This is a genomic window from Nocardiopsis sp. MG754419 (assembly GCF_018207095.1).
GTDB lineage: Bacteria > Actinomycetota > Actinomycetes > Streptosporangiales > Streptosporangiaceae > Nocardiopsis.
Map to the genome: position 1 here is coordinate 25,323 of NZ_QOCZ01000004.1, position 16,545 is coordinate 41,867.

General features: G+C 68.7%; 16 protein-coding genes. All 16 read left to right on the top strand.

Translation table 11 applies throughout. The annotated features are described in order from the left end of the window. Nucleotides 1–3 precede the first annotated feature (3 nt). The 16 genes from DSY14_RS01515 to DSY14_RS01590 all read left to right on the top strand — a co-directional run bounded on the left by DSY14_RS01515 (nt 4) and on the right by DSY14_RS01590 (nt 16,544). A complete protein-coding gene (locus DSY14_RS01515) occupies nt 4–1,290 on the top strand; it encodes a homoserine dehydrogenase (protein ID WP_211714578.1) in 1,287 nt (428 codons plus the stop codon). 216 nt (nt 1,291–1,506) lie between these two features. Next, complete coding sequence (gene thrC, locus DSY14_RS01520) at nt 1,507–2,565, top strand: threonine synthase (protein ID WP_211714579.1); 1,059 nt, start codon at nt 1,507–1,509, stop codon at nt 2,563–2,565. Nucleotides 2,566–2,683: 118 nt separating this feature from the next. After that, the gene (thrB, locus tag DSY14_RS01525; protein ID WP_374223969.1) at nt 2,684–3,622 is read left to right on the top strand and encodes a homoserine kinase; all 939 of its coding nucleotides are present in this window, start codon (nt 2,684–2,686) and stop codon (nt 3,620–3,622) included. 438 nt (nt 3,623–4,060) lie between these two features. Next, complete coding sequence (rho, locus tag DSY14_RS01530; RefSeq protein WP_211714581.1) at nt 4,061–6,052, top strand: transcription termination factor Rho; 1,992 nt, start codon at nt 4,061–4,063, stop codon at nt 6,050–6,052. 244 nt (nt 6,053–6,296) lie between these two features. Further along, nucleotides 6,297–8,123 (top strand): L-lactate permease, encoded by a 1,827-nt coding sequence (locus DSY14_RS01535; protein WP_211714582.1) that lies wholly within the window; start codon nt 6,297–6,299, stop codon nt 8,121–8,123. 198 nt (nt 8,124–8,321) lie between these two features. After that, nucleotides 8,322–8,531, top strand: a complete 210-nt coding sequence (rpmE, locus tag DSY14_RS01540) for a 50S ribosomal protein L31 (RefSeq protein WP_211714583.1) — start codon at nt 8,322–8,324, stop codon at nt 8,529–8,531. A gap of 108 nt (nt 8,532–8,639) precedes the next feature. Continuing rightward, nucleotides 8,640–9,710: a peptide chain release factor 1 gene (gene prfA, locus DSY14_RS01545; protein WP_211714584.1), complete on the top strand. Its 1,071-nt coding sequence runs from the start codon at nt 8,640–8,642 to the stop codon at nt 9,708–9,710. After that, nucleotides 9,707–10,570: a peptide chain release factor N(5)-glutamine methyltransferase gene (gene prmC, locus DSY14_RS01550; protein WP_211714585.1), complete on the top strand. Its 864-nt coding sequence runs from the start codon at nt 9,707–9,709 to the stop codon at nt 10,568–10,570. The genes prfA and prmC overlap by 4 nt, the downstream gene beginning before the upstream one ends. Before the next feature lie 279 nt (nt 10,571–10,849). After that, on the top strand, nt 10,850–11,674 hold the full coding sequence (locus DSY14_RS01555) for an L-threonylcarbamoyladenylate synthase (protein ID WP_211714586.1): 825 nt from the start codon (nt 10,850–10,852) through the stop codon (nt 11,672–11,674). Nucleotides 11,675–11,686: 12 nt separating this feature from the next. After that, the gene (locus tag DSY14_RS01560; RefSeq protein WP_211714587.1) at nt 11,687–12,853 is read left to right on the top strand and encodes an MraY family glycosyltransferase; all 1,167 of its coding nucleotides are present in this window, start codon (nt 11,687–11,689) and stop codon (nt 12,851–12,853) included. A gap of 224 nt (nt 12,854–13,077) precedes the next feature. Continuing rightward, the gene (locus DSY14_RS01565; protein ID WP_211714588.1) at nt 13,078–13,500 is read left to right on the top strand and encodes a hypothetical protein; all 423 of its coding nucleotides are present in this window, start codon (nt 13,078–13,080) and stop codon (nt 13,498–13,500) included. Between the two features lie 105 nt (nt 13,501–13,605). Beyond that, nucleotides 13,606–13,836, top strand: coding sequence for a hypothetical protein (locus DSY14_RS01570; protein WP_211714589.1), 231 nt, complete (start codon nt 13,606–13,608; stop codon nt 13,834–13,836). A 105-nt stretch (nt 13,837–13,941) separates the two neighbouring features. Beyond that, on the top strand, nt 13,942–14,772 hold the full coding sequence (atpB, locus tag DSY14_RS01575) for a F0F1 ATP synthase subunit A (protein WP_211714626.1): 831 nt from the start codon (nt 13,942–13,944) through the stop codon (nt 14,770–14,772). A gap of 125 nt (nt 14,773–14,897) precedes the next feature. Continuing rightward, nucleotides 14,898–15,125: an ATP synthase F0 subunit C gene (gene atpE, locus DSY14_RS01580; RefSeq protein WP_211714590.1), complete on the top strand. Its 228-nt coding sequence runs from the start codon at nt 14,898–14,900 to the stop codon at nt 15,123–15,125. A gap of 52 nt (nt 15,126–15,177) precedes the next feature. After that, on the top strand, nt 15,178–15,723 hold the full coding sequence (gene atpF, locus DSY14_RS01585) for a F0F1 ATP synthase subunit B (protein WP_211714591.1): 546 nt from the start codon (nt 15,178–15,180) through the stop codon (nt 15,721–15,723). Next, nucleotides 15,723–16,544 (top strand): F0F1 ATP synthase subunit delta, encoded by an 822-nt coding sequence (locus DSY14_RS01590; RefSeq protein ID WP_211714592.1) that lies wholly within the window; start codon nt 15,723–15,725, stop codon nt 16,542–16,544. Before atpF ends, DSY14_RS01590 begins: the two co-directional genes overlap by 1 nt. Nucleotide 16,545 lies beyond the last annotated feature (1 nt).

A 16,545-nucleotide genomic window follows, 5' to 3' on the forward strand; every position in this document is an offset into this window, starting at 1 on the left:
CAAATGGCGATGAAGGTGGCGCTGCTCGGATGCGGCGTTGTGGGTTCGGAAGTCGTCCGCCTGGTCAACGAGCAGTCCGAGGAACTTGCCGCTCGGATCGGTACGCCGATCGAGATCGGCGGGATCGCGGTGCGCAGGCTGGACCGCGACCGCGGGGTCGACCCGGCGCTGCTGACCACCGACGCCACGGCGCTGGTCACCCGCCCGGACATCGACGTCGTCGTGGAGGTCATCGGCGGGATCGAGCCGGCCCGCTCGCTCATCCTCGCCGCGATCAAGTCCGGCAAGTCCGTGGTCACGGCCAACAAGGCGTTGCTGGCCGAGGACGGTCAGACGTTGCACGCCGCGGCCCGTGAGGCCGGGGTCGACCTCTACTACGAGGCGTCCGTGGCGGGGGCCATTCCGTTGCTGCGTCCGTTGCGCGACTCCCTGGCGGGGGACCGGGTGAACCGGGTCCTCGGGATCGTCAACGGCACCACCAACTACGTGCTGGACCGCATGGAGTCCCTGGGGTCGAGCTTCACCGAGGCCCTGGAGGAGGCCCAGGCACTGGGCTACGCCGAGGCCGACCCCACCGCGGACGTGGAGGGCTTCGACGCCGCCGCCAAGGCCGCGATCCTGGCCCGTCTGGCCTTCCACACCCAGAGGGTCACCGCCGCCGACGTGCACCGCGAGGGCATCACGAGCGTGTCCGCCGGTGACATCGCCAGCGCCCGTGACATGGGGTGCGTGGTCAAACTCCTGGCGATCTGTCAGCGTTCGGAGGACGGCGAGTCCGTGGGCGTGCGCGTCCACCCGGTGATGCTGCCGCTCCAGCACCCGTTGGCCAGTGTCAAGGAGGCCTACAACGCGGTGTTCGTGGAGGCCGAGTCCGCCGGTCGCCTGATGTTCTACGGGGCCGGTGCGGGGGGCACCCCCACCGCCGGGGCCGTCCTGGGCGACATCGTCGGTGTGGCCCGCAATCGCATGGCGCGGACCTCGGTCGCCGAGGGCGGACACGACACCGGTCTGCCGGTGCACGACATGGGCCGCACCATCACCAGCTACCACGTGGCCCTGGACGTGGCCGACCGTCCCGGCGTGCTCTCCCAGGTCGCGGAGGTCTTCGCCGACCACGGCGTGTCCATCAGGAACGTGCGCCAGGAGGGCAGCGGTGACGACGCGCAGCTCGTGCTGGTCAGCCACCCGGCGCCGGACTCCGCGCTCAGTCGCACGGTGGAACTGCTCAGCGTGCACCCCATGGTCCGCGAGGTGGCCAGCGTGATGCGCGTGGAGACCTTCCAGGACTGAGGGAGCGTCCGGGGGCACCGCGGAACACGGGCCCCCGGGCGTCCGCATGATGAGATCACAGTGACCGGTATGCAAGACATCGCAGGCCGGGTCGTACACTGGCGATCAGTGGGGACGGTTCGCCTCGGCGAAACCCCCACACCCATCCCCGCGCGTGTCCCGAGGGGACGCGCGCGCAGCGAACCACATCCACCCGAAAGGGACACCGTCGTGAGCATGGCACGGGCGTGGCGAGGCCTCGTCGAGGAGTACCGCGAGCGCCTTCCCGTAAACGAGAACACCCCCGTCGTCACCCTCCAGGAGGGCAACACCCCGCTGTTGCCGGCCACGCGCGTGTCCGAACTCACAGGCTGCGAGGTCTTCCTCAAGGTCGAGGGCCTCAACCCCACCGGTTCCTTCAAGGACCGCGGCATGACCATGGCCATCTCCAAGGCCGCCGAGGACGGCGCCAAGGCGGTCATCTGCGCCTCCACCGGCAACACCAGCGCCAGCGCCGCCGCCTACGCCATCCGGGCCGGCATGACCTGCGCGGTCCTGGTACCCCAGGGCAAGATCGCCATGGGCAAGCTGGCCCAGGCCCTCGTGCACGGAGCCCGGCTGCTCCAGGTCGACGGCAACTTCGACGACTGTCTGGAACTGGCCCGCAAGCTCAGCGTCGACTACCCGGTCGCCCTGGTGAACTCGGTCAACCCCTACCGCCTCCAGGGGCAGAAGACCGCCGCCTTCGAGATCGTGGACGCGCTGGGCGACGCCCCCGACGTCCACTGCATCCCGGTCGGCAACGCCGGCAACATCACCGCCTACTGGATGGGCTACACCGAGTACGCCAAGGACGGCGTCTCCACCCGGGCCCCGCGCATGCTCGGCTTCCAGGCCAGCGGCGCCGCGCCGATCGTCGACGGAGCCCCCGTCGCCGGACCGAGCACCATCGCCACCGCCATCCGCATCGGCAACCCGGCCTCCTGGAAGCTCGCGGAGCAGGCGCGCGACGAGTCCGGCGGCGCCATCGACAAGGTCACCGACCGGCAGATCATGGCCGCCTACAAGCTCCTGGCCGCCGAGGAGGGCGTGTTCGTCGAACTCGCCTCCGCCGCGAGCGTGGCCGGTCTGCTGCAGGCCGTCGAGGCCGGGCTGGTCGCCAAGGGCAGCCGCGTGGTGTGCACCGTCACCGGCAACGGTCTCAAGGACCCCGACTGGGCGCTGGCCGGAGCCTCCTCCGCCACCACCGTCCCCGTGGACGCCCAGGCCGCGGCCCGGGCCCTCGACCTCGCCTGACGCGGACCCTCCGCGTCGCTTCCGCCCGTGCTCGGGCGCCGGAAGGCAGGGCGCGACCCTGCCGGCGTCCGAACGAGACCACACTGGGAGCACAGTGACCTCACCGCGTCCCCGCCGGGTGTCCGTCGACGCCCCGGCCACCAGCGCCAACCTCGGGCCCGGCTTCGACGCCCTCGGCCTGGCCCTGCGGTCCCACAACCGGTTCGACGTCGCCCTGCGCGAGGACGACGAGCTCCATGTCTCGGTGACGGGGGAGGGCGCCGGCGAAGTACCGCTCGACCGTCGCCACCTCGTCGTGCGGGCCATGAGCGAGACCTTCGACCGGGCCGGGGAGAAGCTTCCCGGGTTGGACCTGCGGTGCGACGACCGCATCCCGCACGCGCGCGGGCTCGGTTCCTCCTCCTCCGCGATCGTCGGCGGGGTCACGGCCGCCGCCGCACTGCTCGGACGGACCGGACCCGACGGCGGACCGGACCGGGACTGGATCTACCAGGTCGCCGCGGACCTGGAGGGGCATCCCGACAACGTGGCCCCCTGCGTCTACGGCGGGTACACCGTCGCCTACCGGGACGGTGACTCCTGGGGCGTCGCCCGACTCGACCCCCACGAGCGGATCCTGCCGGTGCTGTGCGTGCCGTCGTGGAAACTGTCCACCGAGCGGGCCCGCGGGCTGTTGCCGGACACCGTCACCCACGCCGACGCGGCCTTCAACGCGGGGCGTGCGGCGCTGATGACGGCGGCCGTTTGTGGCCACCCGGACTCCCTGTACGCGGCGACCGAGGATCGACTACACGAGTCCTACCGGGCGCCCGCGATGCCGCGCACGCTCGACCTCATTCGTGACCTGCGCGAACACGAACGCCTCCCCGCCGTGGTCTCCGGAGCGGGGCCCACGGTGCTGGTGCTGTGCACGGTCCCGGATGGGACAGCTTTGCCGGATTCGCCGGAAATCACCGGGCAGGTAGATTCGATCACGCGGAGGGCGGGTAATGATTGGGACATACGCCCCCTGCACGTTGAGCCGGCGGGGGTGCGGACCCCATCTCCCCATCCGTAGCATCTGTGTCGAGGAATAGCCGTGGCCTCTGGTGATGTTAGGCTTGGTGAAGCACCAGATGCCCCGTTGCGGGGCGTGTGCTCATCCGCCACTGCGGCTTCCGCGTCCCAAACTCCGGCGTTCCGGTCTCACGATCTGTCGGAAGCGGTGGCCAACGTGTCGAGTTCGCGGTCTCCCCGCAACTGTGCCCACGTCTTCGAAGACCTCTCGTCCCTGGACGAGCGTGTCACGAGGGGCGACGGGCATCACCTCCGAGCCATCCGCCCCGACGTCTGGCTGTACCCAGAGCCCGCCGCGATTGGGTAGGGGACCGACAACGCCGGTTTCCGACATCCACGTGGGGCACGCCCTACCCGGCCCCTGCCGGTTCGCACCATCGGGCCGGCCGCTCAAGCACAACGCTGACGGCCGACGCCCGCTCCTTGGGAAGGACCCTTAGTGAGCGACACCACCGAACTCCGAACGGACGCGGCGGTCGACAGCAAGAACAGCGCCGACGCCTCCGCGGAGGCCGGCGAAGCCGCGCCCGCGGGCGCGGCTCGGTCCCGCGCGGCCTCCCGCGGTACCGGTCTCGCCGCCCAGAAGCTCCCCGAGCTCCAAAAGCTCGCGTCGAGCATGGGCATCACCGGCACGGGGCGCATGCGCAAGAGCGACGTGATCGCGGCGATCGAGGCCAAGCAGGGCGGTCCGGTCGCCCCGGTGAAGTCGAAGTCCGCAAAGAAGACCGACACCGCCCCCAAGGCCGGTAAGGTCGAGTCAACCGACGGCCCGACCGAACCCGTCTCGTCCGCCCCGTCGGGTTCCGACGAGGCTGCGAACAAGGGCTCTGGCGAGCGGTCGTCGGACCAGGCCGTGACCGAGTCCCAGGGTGGGAAGGCCGACAGGCCCTCCCGCAACCGCCGCTCGTCCCGCAGGCGCGGTGACGAATCCGGTGACCAGCCCCGATCGGTGGACGGCACCGACTCCTCAACCTCCGCGAGCAGCGTGACCAAGACATCCAGCACCCCCCAGAAGAACGGCCCCGACTCCGAGGACCGTGACACCAGGTCCGGGCAGGGTCGCGAGCGCCAGCGCAACCGTCGTAACCGCAACCGTGGCGGTGACGACCAGAGCTCCAACAACTCCGACCGCCAGCAGGGCGGCGGCGACGGTCAGAACCAGGGCCGCAACAACAACAGCAGCAATGACGACGACTTCGGCAGTGGCGGCCGTCGGCGCGGTCGGCGGCGGGACCGGCGGGACCGTCGTGGTCGCGGCGGGAACCAGGAGCCGGAGCCGGTCATCGGCGACGACGACGTTCTGCTCCCGGTCGCGGGCATCCTCGACATCCTCGACAACTACGCGTTCGTGCGCACCACCGGCTACCTGCCGGGGCAGAGCGACGTGTACGTGTCCCTGGCCCAGGTCCGCAAGCACGGCCTGCGCAAGGGCGACCACATCATCGGTGCGGTCCGCCAGCCCCGCGAGGGCGAGCGACGCGAGAAGTTCAACGCCCTGGTGCGTCTGGACTCGGTCAACAACATGTCGTCGGACCAGGCCAAGGGTCGCCAAGAGTTCTCCAAGCTCGTCCCGCTCTACCCGCAGGAGCGCCTGCGGCTGGAGACCGAGCCGAACGTCCTGACCACGCGCATCATCGACCTGGTCGCCCCCATCGGTAAGGGTCAGCGCGGTCTCATCGTCTCCCCGCCCAAGGCGGGCAAGACGATGGTGATGCAGGCGATCGCCAACGCCATCACCGAGAACAACCCTGAGTGCTACCTGATGGTGATCCTCGTGGACGAACGTCCCGAGGAGGTCACCGACATGCAGCGCACCGTCAAGGGCGAGGTCATCAGCTCGACCTTCGACCGCCCGGCCGAGGACCACACGGTCGTCGCCGACCTGGCGATCGAGCGGGCCAAGCGGCTCGTGGAGATGGGCATGGACGTGGTCGTCCTCCTGGACTCCATCACCCGTCTGGGCCGCGCCTACAACCTGGCCGCCCCCGCCAGCGGACGCATCATGTCCGGTGGTGTGGACTCCACCGCCCTCTACCCGCCCAAGCGCTTCTTCGGCGCGGCCCGCAACATCGAGGGCGGCGGTTCGCTGACCATCCTGGCCACCGCGCTGGTCGAGACCGGTTCGCGCGCCGACGAGGTCATCTTCGAGGAGTTCAAGGGCACCGGCAACATGGAGCTCAAGCTCAGCCGGTCCCTGGCGGACAAGCGGATCTTCCCCGCCGTGGACGTGGACGCCTCCAGCACCCGTAAGGAGGAGATCCTGATGTCGGCCGAGGAGCTGAACGTCGTGTGGAAGCTCCGCCGGGTGCTGCACGCCCTGGACACGCAGCAGGCGATCGAGCTGCTCCTGGACAAGATGAAGGAGTCCAAGAGCAACGCCGAGTTCCTCATGCAGATCCAGAAGACGACGGTGGGTCCCGACCGCTCGTGACCCCACCGGCGGCCACCGCGTCGCGGTGGGTCCGCGGGTGACGAAGCATCGGCCCCCTCCCCGGTTCCGGGGGAGGGGGCCTTCTGCGTGCACGGGGGAGGAGCGCCCGGGCGGCGCTTCCGTCATGTGGAACGCGAATATCACTTCTGTGTCTCAGATCACAGAGGGGGGATGGTGGGGGGACGCACGGCGACCTAGGGTCGCGGAGCACGAGTGCACACCCCATACCAGGGAGCCGTCTGTCATGGACAACCTCGCCCTGCTCAGCCTCCTCGCGCTCACCCCCATCCTTCTCGTCGGAGTCCTGCTCGTCGGGTTCCGCCTTCCCGCCATGTACGCCATGCCCGCCGGGTACGTCCTCGTGGTCGCCATCGCGGTCCTGTTCTGGCGGACCGACTGGATGACCGTGGCCGCCTCGACCCTCCAGGGCCTCATCCTCGCGGCGGGACTCCTCTACATCATCTTCGGCGCGCTGCTCCTGCTCTCCACGCTCACCAAGAGCGGCGCCATCGCCACCATCCGCCGCACTTTCACCGACATCACCCCCGATCGCCGGGTGCAGGCGATCATCATCGGCTGGCTGTTCGGCAGCTTCATCGAGGGTGCCTCCGGATTCGGCACCCCCGCCGCCGTGGTCGCGCCCCTCATGCTCGCCCTCGGCTTTCCCGCCATGGCCGCCGTCATGGTCGGCATGGTCATCCAGAGCACCTCGGTCAGCTTCGGCGCGGTCGGGACCCCGATCCTCGTCGGCGTCGCCGGCGGGCTGGACGGCGGGGGAGGCGTGAGCGAACGCGCCGCCGCCCTCGACATGAGCTTCACCGAGTACGTCGGTCAGATCGGACTCCAGACCGTCGCCCTGCACTCGATCGCCGGGACACTCGTGCCCCTGCTCATCTGTTGCATGCTGTGCGGTTTCTACGGGGAGAACCGGCGTTTCTCCGACGGTCTCGCCGTCTGGAGGTTCGCGCTGTTCGGCGGGCTCGCCCTGACCATCCCGTCCTTCCTGTACAACTACTTCCTCGGGGTGGAGTTCACCAGTCTCCTCGGTGGTCTCACCGGACTGATCATCGTCGTCCTCGCCGCGCGCAAGGGCTTCCTGATGCCGAAGAAGATCTGGGACTTCCCGCCGCGTGAGGACTGGCTGTCCCGCTGGACCGGCGGAATCGAGTCCGGCAACGGGCAGGACACCGCCCCGCGGGCAGGCGGCATCGGCTTCCTCAACGCCTGGGCGCCCTACCTCGTGGTCGCCGCCCTGCTCATCGTCACGCGCACCGTCGAACCCCTCAAGGAGTGGCTGGAGGGCCTGACCCTCGGTCACGACGACATCCTCGGCACCTCCATCGGCGACGCCGTCGCGCCCCTCTACTCGCCCGGCGCCACCTTCATCCTGGTCTGTCTGCTCACTTACGGCCTGCACCGCATGCGCGTCCGCGACATCGTGGACTCCTGGAAGATGGCCGGTTCCCAGCTGCTCGGCGCGGCCGTGGCCCTGCTGTTCGCCGTGCCCCTGGTCCGGGTCTTCATCAACACCGGATCGGAGTTCGGGGCCACCTCCCTGGAGAGCATGCCGCTCACCCTGGCCACCGGAGCCGCCGAACTCGGCGGGCACCACTGGCCCCTGTTCGCCCCGTGGATCGGTGCCCTGGGCGCCTTCGTCGCCGGCTCCAACACCGTCTCCAACCTCATGTTCGCGCTGTTCCAGCACTCCACGGCCGAACGCATCGGGGTGCCACCGGAGACCGTCGTGGCGGCCCAGGCCGCCGGCGGGGCCGCGGGCAACATGATCACCGTGCACAACGTCGTCGCGGCCTCCGCCGTGGTCGGCCTCGTCGGTCGGGAGGGCGACGTCCTGCGCCAGAGCGTCCTGGCGATGATCTACTACCTGCTGGTGGTCGGCTCCGTCACCTACCTCTTCATCCACGGGTTCGGCGCCAACGCCGGGCTGCTCCTGTTGGCCCTCACCATCGCGGGCCTGGCCGCGGTCTTCTGGTGGCTCAAACACCGTGATCGGGACAAGCCGGCACCCGTCACGATGCGCGAAGCCGAGCCGGTACAGGGGGGTCGGGAATAGGTACTGGTCCCGGCACGGTTATCGGTCTGGCAAACTGGTAGTGAGGGCGGGTCCGTCCTCCCGTTCGGGAGAGCACATCGCCCCGATCACCTGGATCGCCGCGGCACCGGTTCGCGCATGGCCTCGACACCGCTCCACCCCCAGTCGGTGGTGCGGTCGTCATGCGTCCGGCGGTCGCGCTCAAGCAAGGAGGCACACATGCAGGCCGACATCCACCCGGAGTACGTCTCGACCGAGGTGACCTGCACCTGCGGAGCCCAGTTCACCACCCGCAGCACGATCACCGGGGGCAAGATCCGCGCCGAGGTGTGCTCCGAGTGCCACCCGTTCTACACCGGCAAGCAGAAGATCCTCGACACCGGTGGTCGGGTCGCCCGCTTCGAGAAGCGCTTCGGCAAGCGCAAGTAGCGCTGCCCTTCCGGCCCGGTGGCGCCGCCCCCTCGGCGGGCGCCACCGGATCGGACGCATCCCACACGCGGGAACAGGCAGGGCGGACGAGAAGACGGGAATGGGAAAGTGAAGCTGGACGACCTTCTTGGGGAGTACTACGAGCTGGAGCAGCGGCTCGCCGACCCCGAGGTGCACGCGGATCCCGCCGATGCGCGCCGGCTGGGCAAGCGCTACTCCCAGCTCACCCCGATCATCGAGGCCTACCGTCAGCTCAAAGAAGTCGAGAACGACATCGGTGCCGCCCGTGAGCTGGCCGCCGAGGATCCCTCCTTCGCGGAGGAGGCCGACCGGCTGACCGCCGACGCCGAACAGCTCACCGAGCGCCTGCGCTTCCTGCTCATCCCGCGTGACCCCGCCGACGACAAGAACCTCATCATGGAGGTCAAGGCGGGCGAGGGCGGCGAGGAGTCCGCCCTGTTCGCCGGCGACCTGGTCCGCATGTACCTGCGTTACGCCGAGCGGCACGGCTTCAAGAGCGAGGTCATCGACGCCACCCACTCCGACCTCGGCGGGTACAAGGACATCACCATCGCCTTCAAGAACAAGGGCAACCCCGAGCCCGGCTCGGGCGTGTGGCCCATGCTCAAGTTCGAGGGCGGCGTCCACCGGGTGCAGCGCGTGCCCGTCACCGAGTCCCAGGGCCGCATCCACACCTCCGCCGCCGGCGTGCTGGTCGTGCCCGAGGCCGAGGAGATCGAGATCGCGATCCACGACAAGGATCTGCGCATCGACGTCTACCGCTCCTCCGGGCCCGGTGGGCAGAGCGTCAACACCACCGACTCCGCGGTGCGCATCACGCACCTGCCGACCGGTATCGTCGCCTCCTGCCAGAACGAGAAGAGCCAGCTCCAGAACAAGGAGCAGGCCATGCGCATCCTGCGGGCCCGGATCTACGCCGAGGCCCAGGCCAGCGCGGACGCCGAGGCCAGCGCCGAGCGCAAGAGCCAGGTCCGCACGGTGGACCGCTCCGAGCGGGTGCGCACCTACAATTTCCCCGAGAACCGCATCTCCGACCACCGGGTCGGCTTCAAGGCCTACAACCTCGACCAGGTGCTCGACGGCGACCTGGACGGTGTCATCAAGGCCTTGGTCGACGCCGACACCAAGGAGAGGCTCGAAGCCGCACAGGGATCATGAACTTCCTACTCGACGAGGTCGCCCGCGCCACGCTCAGGCTCGCGGAGGCGGGCGTGGCCTCACCCCGCACGGACGCCGAGGAACTCGCGGCGTTCGTGCACGGTGTCCGTCGAGGGGAACTCCACGCGGTCTCCGACGCCGACTTCGACGCCCGGTACTGGGAGTGCGTCGCCCGCCGTGAGGCCCGCGAACCGCTCCAGCACATCACCGGGCGCGCCTACTTCCGCTACCTCGCGCTCCAGGTCGGTCCGGGTGTGTTCGTGCCCCGTCCGGAGACCGAGATCATGGTGGACTGGGCGATCGAGACCCTGCGGGCCATGGACGTCGCCGACCCCCTGGTCGTGGACCTGGGCGCCGGCTCCGGGGCGATCGGGATCTCCATCGCGCAGGAGGTCCCGCGCTCTCGGGTCCACACCGTGGAGATCGATCCCGAGGCGCTGCGCTGGACCCGACGCAACGTCGAGGCCAGCGGCCACGCCGACCGGGTGACCGCCCACCAGGGCGACATGCGCACCGCACTGCCCGAGCTCAACGGTCGGGTGGACCTGCTCATCAGCAACCCGCCCTACGTTCCCACTCGGGAGGCCGACGTCATCCCGCCGGAGGTGCGCGACTACGATCCCGCCCGCGCGCTGTGGTCGGGCGAGGACGGGCTGGACATGATCCGCGACCTGGAGGCGGTCGGCCGTAGGCTGCTGCGCCCCGGCGGGGCCATGGCCATCGAACACCACGACGGTCAGGGCATCGACATCCCCTGGCTGTTCCCCGAGGACAAGGGCTGGCGCGACGTCCTCAACCGCAAGGACATGGCCCGGCGCGACCGCTTCGTGGTCATGCGTCGGGCCGACGAGGACGACTAGGCACGGTTTGATGAACCACACGGGGTGTTGTTCCGTTCGGACTCCGACAGACCGTGGTTCCCACGAGCCGGCAAGGGACCGGAGGTGGGATCGTGAGGGACGAGCCCTCCCACCGCGGATCCCGAGGGTTCCCGCCGTGCCGCCGGACGTCCGCACCCGGGCCGAAGCGTCAGCGCAGGCCCCGAGAACACGGCCCAGCGGCCGTCGTCCTCGCCCCCAACCCCACCGTCGGACCGACACCTGGCCGGTCGACCCGTTCGAGATCGAGGTGAACGCAGGGTGAGCCGCATCTACGACTGCGCGGACGATACCGCCCGCAAGGACGGCATCGCCGACGCCGCGTCCGCGGTACGCCGAGGCGACCTGGTGGTCCTGCCGACCGACACCGTGTACGGCATCGGCACCGACGCCTTCAGCCCCAAGGCGGTCGCGCGACTCCTGGAGACCAAGGGGCGCGGCCGGGACATGCCGCCGCCCGTGCTGGTGGGCTCGATCCGGGCCGCCACCGCCCTCATCGACGACCTGGGCAACCACGGACGTGACCTCATGGAGGAGTTCTGGCCCGGTCCGCTCACCCTCGTGTGCACCGCCACCCCCAGCCTGTCCTGGGACCTGGGCGACACCAAGGGCACCGTGGCCGTGCGCATGCCGATGGACCCGGTCGCCCTGGAGCTGTTGAAGGAGACCGGCCCGATGGCGGTCAGCAGCGCCAACAAGTCCGGGATGCCGGCCGCCGCCACGGCGGGGGAGGCCATCGAACAACTCGGTGACGAGGACGTGGCGGTCTACCTCGACGGCGGTGTGAGCGAGAGCCCCGTGGCCTCGACCATCGTCGACCTCACCTACGCGGTACCGCGCGTGCTGCGCTCGGGCGCCATCTCCATCGAACAGCTCCGGGCGGTGTGCGGCACCGTCATCGGGGAGCTGCGCAAGGGCCGCACCAAGCCCAAGAAGTCCGAGTCCGAGGAGGCGACCGCTCCTTCCGAGGACTCCGCGGGGGACGACGCGGGCACCGAGGGTACGAAGACCGAGAACGCGAACGACAACGAGACGTCCTCCGCCGACGGCGAGACCCGCGCGTCCGGCGGCGGCGACCAGAGCTAGAGGGGCCGGTCAGTGCGGGAGTACGCGCTCACCTTCGTCATCGCCGTCGCGGTGACCTACCTGTTGGTGCCCTTGGTGCGTCGGCTGGCGATCGCCTTCGGTGCGGCGCCTCCGGTGCGCGACCGCGACGTGCACACCGAACCGATTCCGCGGCTGGGCGGACTCGCCATCTACGGCGGGTTCGCCGCGGCGCTGCTCATCTCGGCGCAGCTGCCGCACCTGCAGAACGTGTTCGTCGCCAAGACGTGGATCGGCCTGCTGCTGGCGGGCGGACTCATCACCATCATCGGTGTCATCGACGACCGATGGGGGATGGACGCCCTGAGCAAACTGGCGGGGCAGACCGCCGCCGCCGGGATCCTGGTCTGGCAGGGCGTCCAGCTGTTGTGGCTGCCGTTGCCCGGCACCCAGTTGTCCCTGGGCCCGTGGCTCGGGGCGATGGTGTCGATCCTGCTCATCGTCGCGACCATCAACGCGATCAACTTCGCCGACGGGTTGGACGGTCTGGCCGCCGGTATCGTCGCGATCTCGTCCCTGGCGTTCTTCGCCTACTACTACGTGGTCGCGGTGGACCAGGGGTTCGTCCGCCAGTCCTACCCGGCGATGATCGCGATCATCCTGGCCGGCACCTGCCTGGGGTTCCTCTTCCACAACTTCCATCCGGCCAAGGTGTTCATGGGCGACACCGGCTCCATGCTGCTGGGGCTGTTGCTCACCTCCATCACCATCACGGTGACCGGCCAGTTCGACGCCAACACCGCCCGGGAGGAGTTCAACTCCTCCGGCCTGGTCGTGTTCCTGCCGATCCTGCTGCCGTTGTTGGTGATCGCGCTACCGCTGGCGGACATGGTGCTGGCGGTCGTGCGCCGGACCCTGGCGGGCAAGTCGCCGTTCGCCCCCGACCGCGGACACCTGCACCACCGGTTGCTGGACATGGGGCACACCCACACGCGCGCCGTGCTGCTGATGTACCTGTGGGCCGGGATCGTCGCGTTCGCGGCGGTGTCCCTGTCGATCTTCGACTCCGCGTTGATCGTGCTGACGGTGACCGTGCTGGTCGCCACCTGTGCGGTCGGTCTCATCGCCCTTCCCCGGCTGCACCGTAGGGGACTGCTGCCCTGGGGGCGGGGTAACGGCGCGAAGTCGAAAGCAGATCACCGTTCGTCAACCGATGGATAAATGCCCGGTCACGTTCGGGACGGAGGTCCCGGGTCGTGTCGTGAATGTGTGCAGGTGTGAAGCTCGTGACGAGTGTGTGCAAGGTGACACAAGACCCGAAGTGACCGCCGAACGGGGCTTTCGCGAGGCGTTAAGAGCACGTTAAGGCTCCCCTGGATTTCGTACCGAAAACCTTGTGATAGCTTTCACGAGCAGGTAACCACTGAACCCCACGGAGCTTCGTCATGCAGGAACACGACGCCCGGATCCTCCGCGGCGCCGCGCTTCCGAGCGCCGCGTGCGGAGTCCTGGCCATCGCGGTCTCGGCACTCTTCGCAGGCTCTGCCGGAGCTCTCAGTTCGGCCCTGGCGGTGGTCGTCATCCTCGCCTGTTTCGGTCTGGGTCAGTGGATGGTCATCCTGGTCACCCGTCGCAACAAGGACCTGTTCCTCGCGGCGAACCTGCTCGGCTTCGTCGTCAAGATGGCGCTGCTGGGCATCCTCCTGGTGACACTCGGCCAGAGCCCCCTCATCACCGACCTCAGCAGCAACGCCTTCGTCTACAGTGCGCTGGCCGTCGTTCTGGTCTGGCTGGGTGGGCAGACCTGGGCCACCTCTCAGGCCAAGATCCTTCACGTGGACCCGAGCGAGAGTTCGGAGAGCACGTGATGGGGTGCCCCGCCGCGGTCCCTCGGAACGGGCGTTATAACCTGTTCCACGGCAGGCGGGCGGCCACGTTCCAGTCGAGCCCCACATGCTATATTCCGGAGCGAGATGAGCAGCGAACCCACCGAGAAGAAGGATTCCAGTGGGCCCCCGGGGCCGCGCGAGTCCGACGGCTGGGCACTCTTCTCGACTTTGCTCTCGGGTGTGCTCGTGTGGAGTGCGATCGGCTGGGGTGCGGACAGACTCCTGGGTTTCCAGGCTCTCTTCCTGCCCATCGGGGCGATTCTCGGCATGGTCGGTGCGATCTTCCTGATCGTCGCCAAGACGCGCCACATCTGAGCACCCCGCAGTCCCGCGTCGCCCGTTCCACGACGACGCTCGCAGTAACAACCATCAACGAGGCTTTCTTGCGTCACGACGAAAGGATTCGCCGTGAGTGCTGACGTGCGCATTCTCGCGGCCGAACCGGGTTGCCACCTCTTCGGCGACAACGGTTGCGGGTTCGAGGCCCCCACCATCGGGATGTTCTTCCCCGAACCGTGGTTCGCCGGCATCCCCGGCAGCGCGGGCATCGACCTGTACCTGGTTCTGTTGCTCGTCGCGGTCGGTGCCGTCCTGCTTCTGTGGTCGTGGTTCAGCAAGAAGCTGAGCCTCGTCCCCGGCCGCAGGCAGAGTGTCGGAGAGATGCTGATCCTGTTCATTCGGGACAACATCACCCGTCCGACCATGGGTGCCAAGGGCGACGCCTTCATCCCGTTCATGACGGGTATCTTCACGCTCATTCTGGCCATGAACTTCACCGGGCTCATCCCCGGGATGCTTCCGGTCAACAGCAACCTGGCCTTCACGGCCATGTTCGCGCTGACCATCTACGTGATGACGATCGTGATCGGCATCAAGCACCAGGGCGGTTGGGGATACTTCCGCAACCAGATCTTCCCCCCCGGCATGCCGAAGTGGATCTACGTCCTGGTCACCCCGATCGAGATCCTCTCGGTCTTCCTCATCCGCCCGGTGACGCACGCCCTGCGTCTGTTCGCGACCATGTTCGCGGGCAGCCTGCTCCTGGCCGTGTTCGCCTACGGCGGCTGGTACATGCTCAACCTGTCGGCGGAGCCCATGCTCGCCGCGGTCTCGGTCGTCTTCTCCGGCGCCGCGTTGCTCGGTTACGTCGCCTTCTTCGTCTTCGAGATCGCGATCATGCTGATCCAGGCCTTCGTGTTCACGCTGCTCGCGAGCCTGTACCTCAACCAGTCGCTCGAAGCGGCCCACTAGACCCCCTCCACGTTCCCCCCGATCCCGTGATCGGACCCGGGACGAGGAGTGCATCAAACCCGTCCACACCGGCGAACTGACCTATTGCGTACCGCAACGCCGGACGTCGAGTAAAGGGAAACACAATGGACATCGCTGCGATCACCGGCAACATCAACACCATCGGCTACGGCATCAGCGTCATCGGCGCCGGTATCGGTGTCGGTATCGTGTTCGGTCTCGGTATGCAGGCCATCGCCCGTCAGCCCGAGGCCCGCGGCCCGCTGCAGACCAACATCTACCTCGGCTTCGCGCTCGTCGAGGCCCTCGCGATCCTGGGCTTCGTCCTCGCCTTCGCTGCCCCCGGCGCCTAAGGCGTATTGCCAACCGTTTTCTGATGGCAACTGACGCGAAGGAGGGCTGACCATGTTGGTTGAGTTGGCAGCCGATTACAACATTCTGCGGATCGACTGGGTGAAGTTCACCTTCGGTGCGATCGCGCTCGCCGTGGTCTACTTCTTTGTGGCCCGCAAGGCGGTCCCCAAGGTGATGAAGGTCCTCGACGAGCGTCACGACGCCATCGAGGGCGGCATCGAGCGGGCCAAGCGCGCCGAGGCCGAGGCCGAGGAGATCCGTCAGCAGTACCGCGAGAAGCTCGAAGAGTCGCACCGCGAGTACGCGCAGGAACTCGAGAAGGCCAAGGAGCAGCGCACGGCGATCATCGCCGAGGCCCGCGAGGAGGCCCAGGTCGAGGCCAAGCGGATCATCGACGCCGCCAAGGCGCAGATCGAGGCCGACCGACAGCAGGCCTTCGTCCAGCTCCGCGGTGAGATCGGCACCCTGTCCACTGAGCTCGCGACCCGCATCGTCGGGGAGACGCTCAGCGACAGCGCCGCTCAGAACCGCGTGGTGGACCGGTTCCTGGAGGAGCTGGAGCAGGACGAGAGCGCGAAGCAAGCCGAGGTGCGCTGATGCGTGGTATCAGCCGCAGTTCTCTGGCTGAGGCGACCCGGCGCTTGGACGACAACGTCCTCGCGTCGGCCGACGCCGCCCAGCACGCGGTCTCACTCGGTGGCGAGCTCTTCGAGGTCGTCGCCCTGCTCGGCAACGAGCACTCGCTCCGTCGCTGGCTCGCGGACCAGGCCAACCCGGTCGAGAAGAAGACCGGTCTGATCGGTCAGATCCTCGAGGGCAAGGTGTCGCCGTCCACGGTCATCGTGGTCAACGACATCGTGTCCCAGTCCTGGGCGGGCCCCCGCGACATGGTGGACGCTCTGGAGCGCATGGCGGTCTACGCGACCGTCGCCTCCGTCGAGGGCACCCGCCTGGACGAGCTGGAGGACGAACTGTTCCGCTTCCAGCGGATCGTCGTCGCGCAGCCGGACCTGCGAGCCGCCCTCACCCGTGACGGCGTGGCCGCCGCACATCAGCGCACGCTGATCGAGAACCTGCTCTCGGGCAAGGTGAGCTCCGCGACGCTGGCCCTGGTCGGCGAAGCGGTCACCCGGCCCCGGGGACGTACCCTGGAACAGGCGCTCGAGACCTACGGTCAGCTGGTCGCCGAGCGCGCCCAGCGGTACATCGCCGTGGTCCGCAGCGCGGTTCCGCTGAGCGGAGCGCACCTGGACCGCCTCCGTGCGCTCCTCAAGCGCAGGTACGGTCGCGAGATCCACCTGAACATCGAGGTCGTCCCCGAGATCGTGGGTGGACTCTCCATCCAGGTGGGCGACGAGGTCATCGACGGCACCATCGCCGGGCGCATCGCTGAGGTCCAGCGCCGTCTGGCCGGCTGAC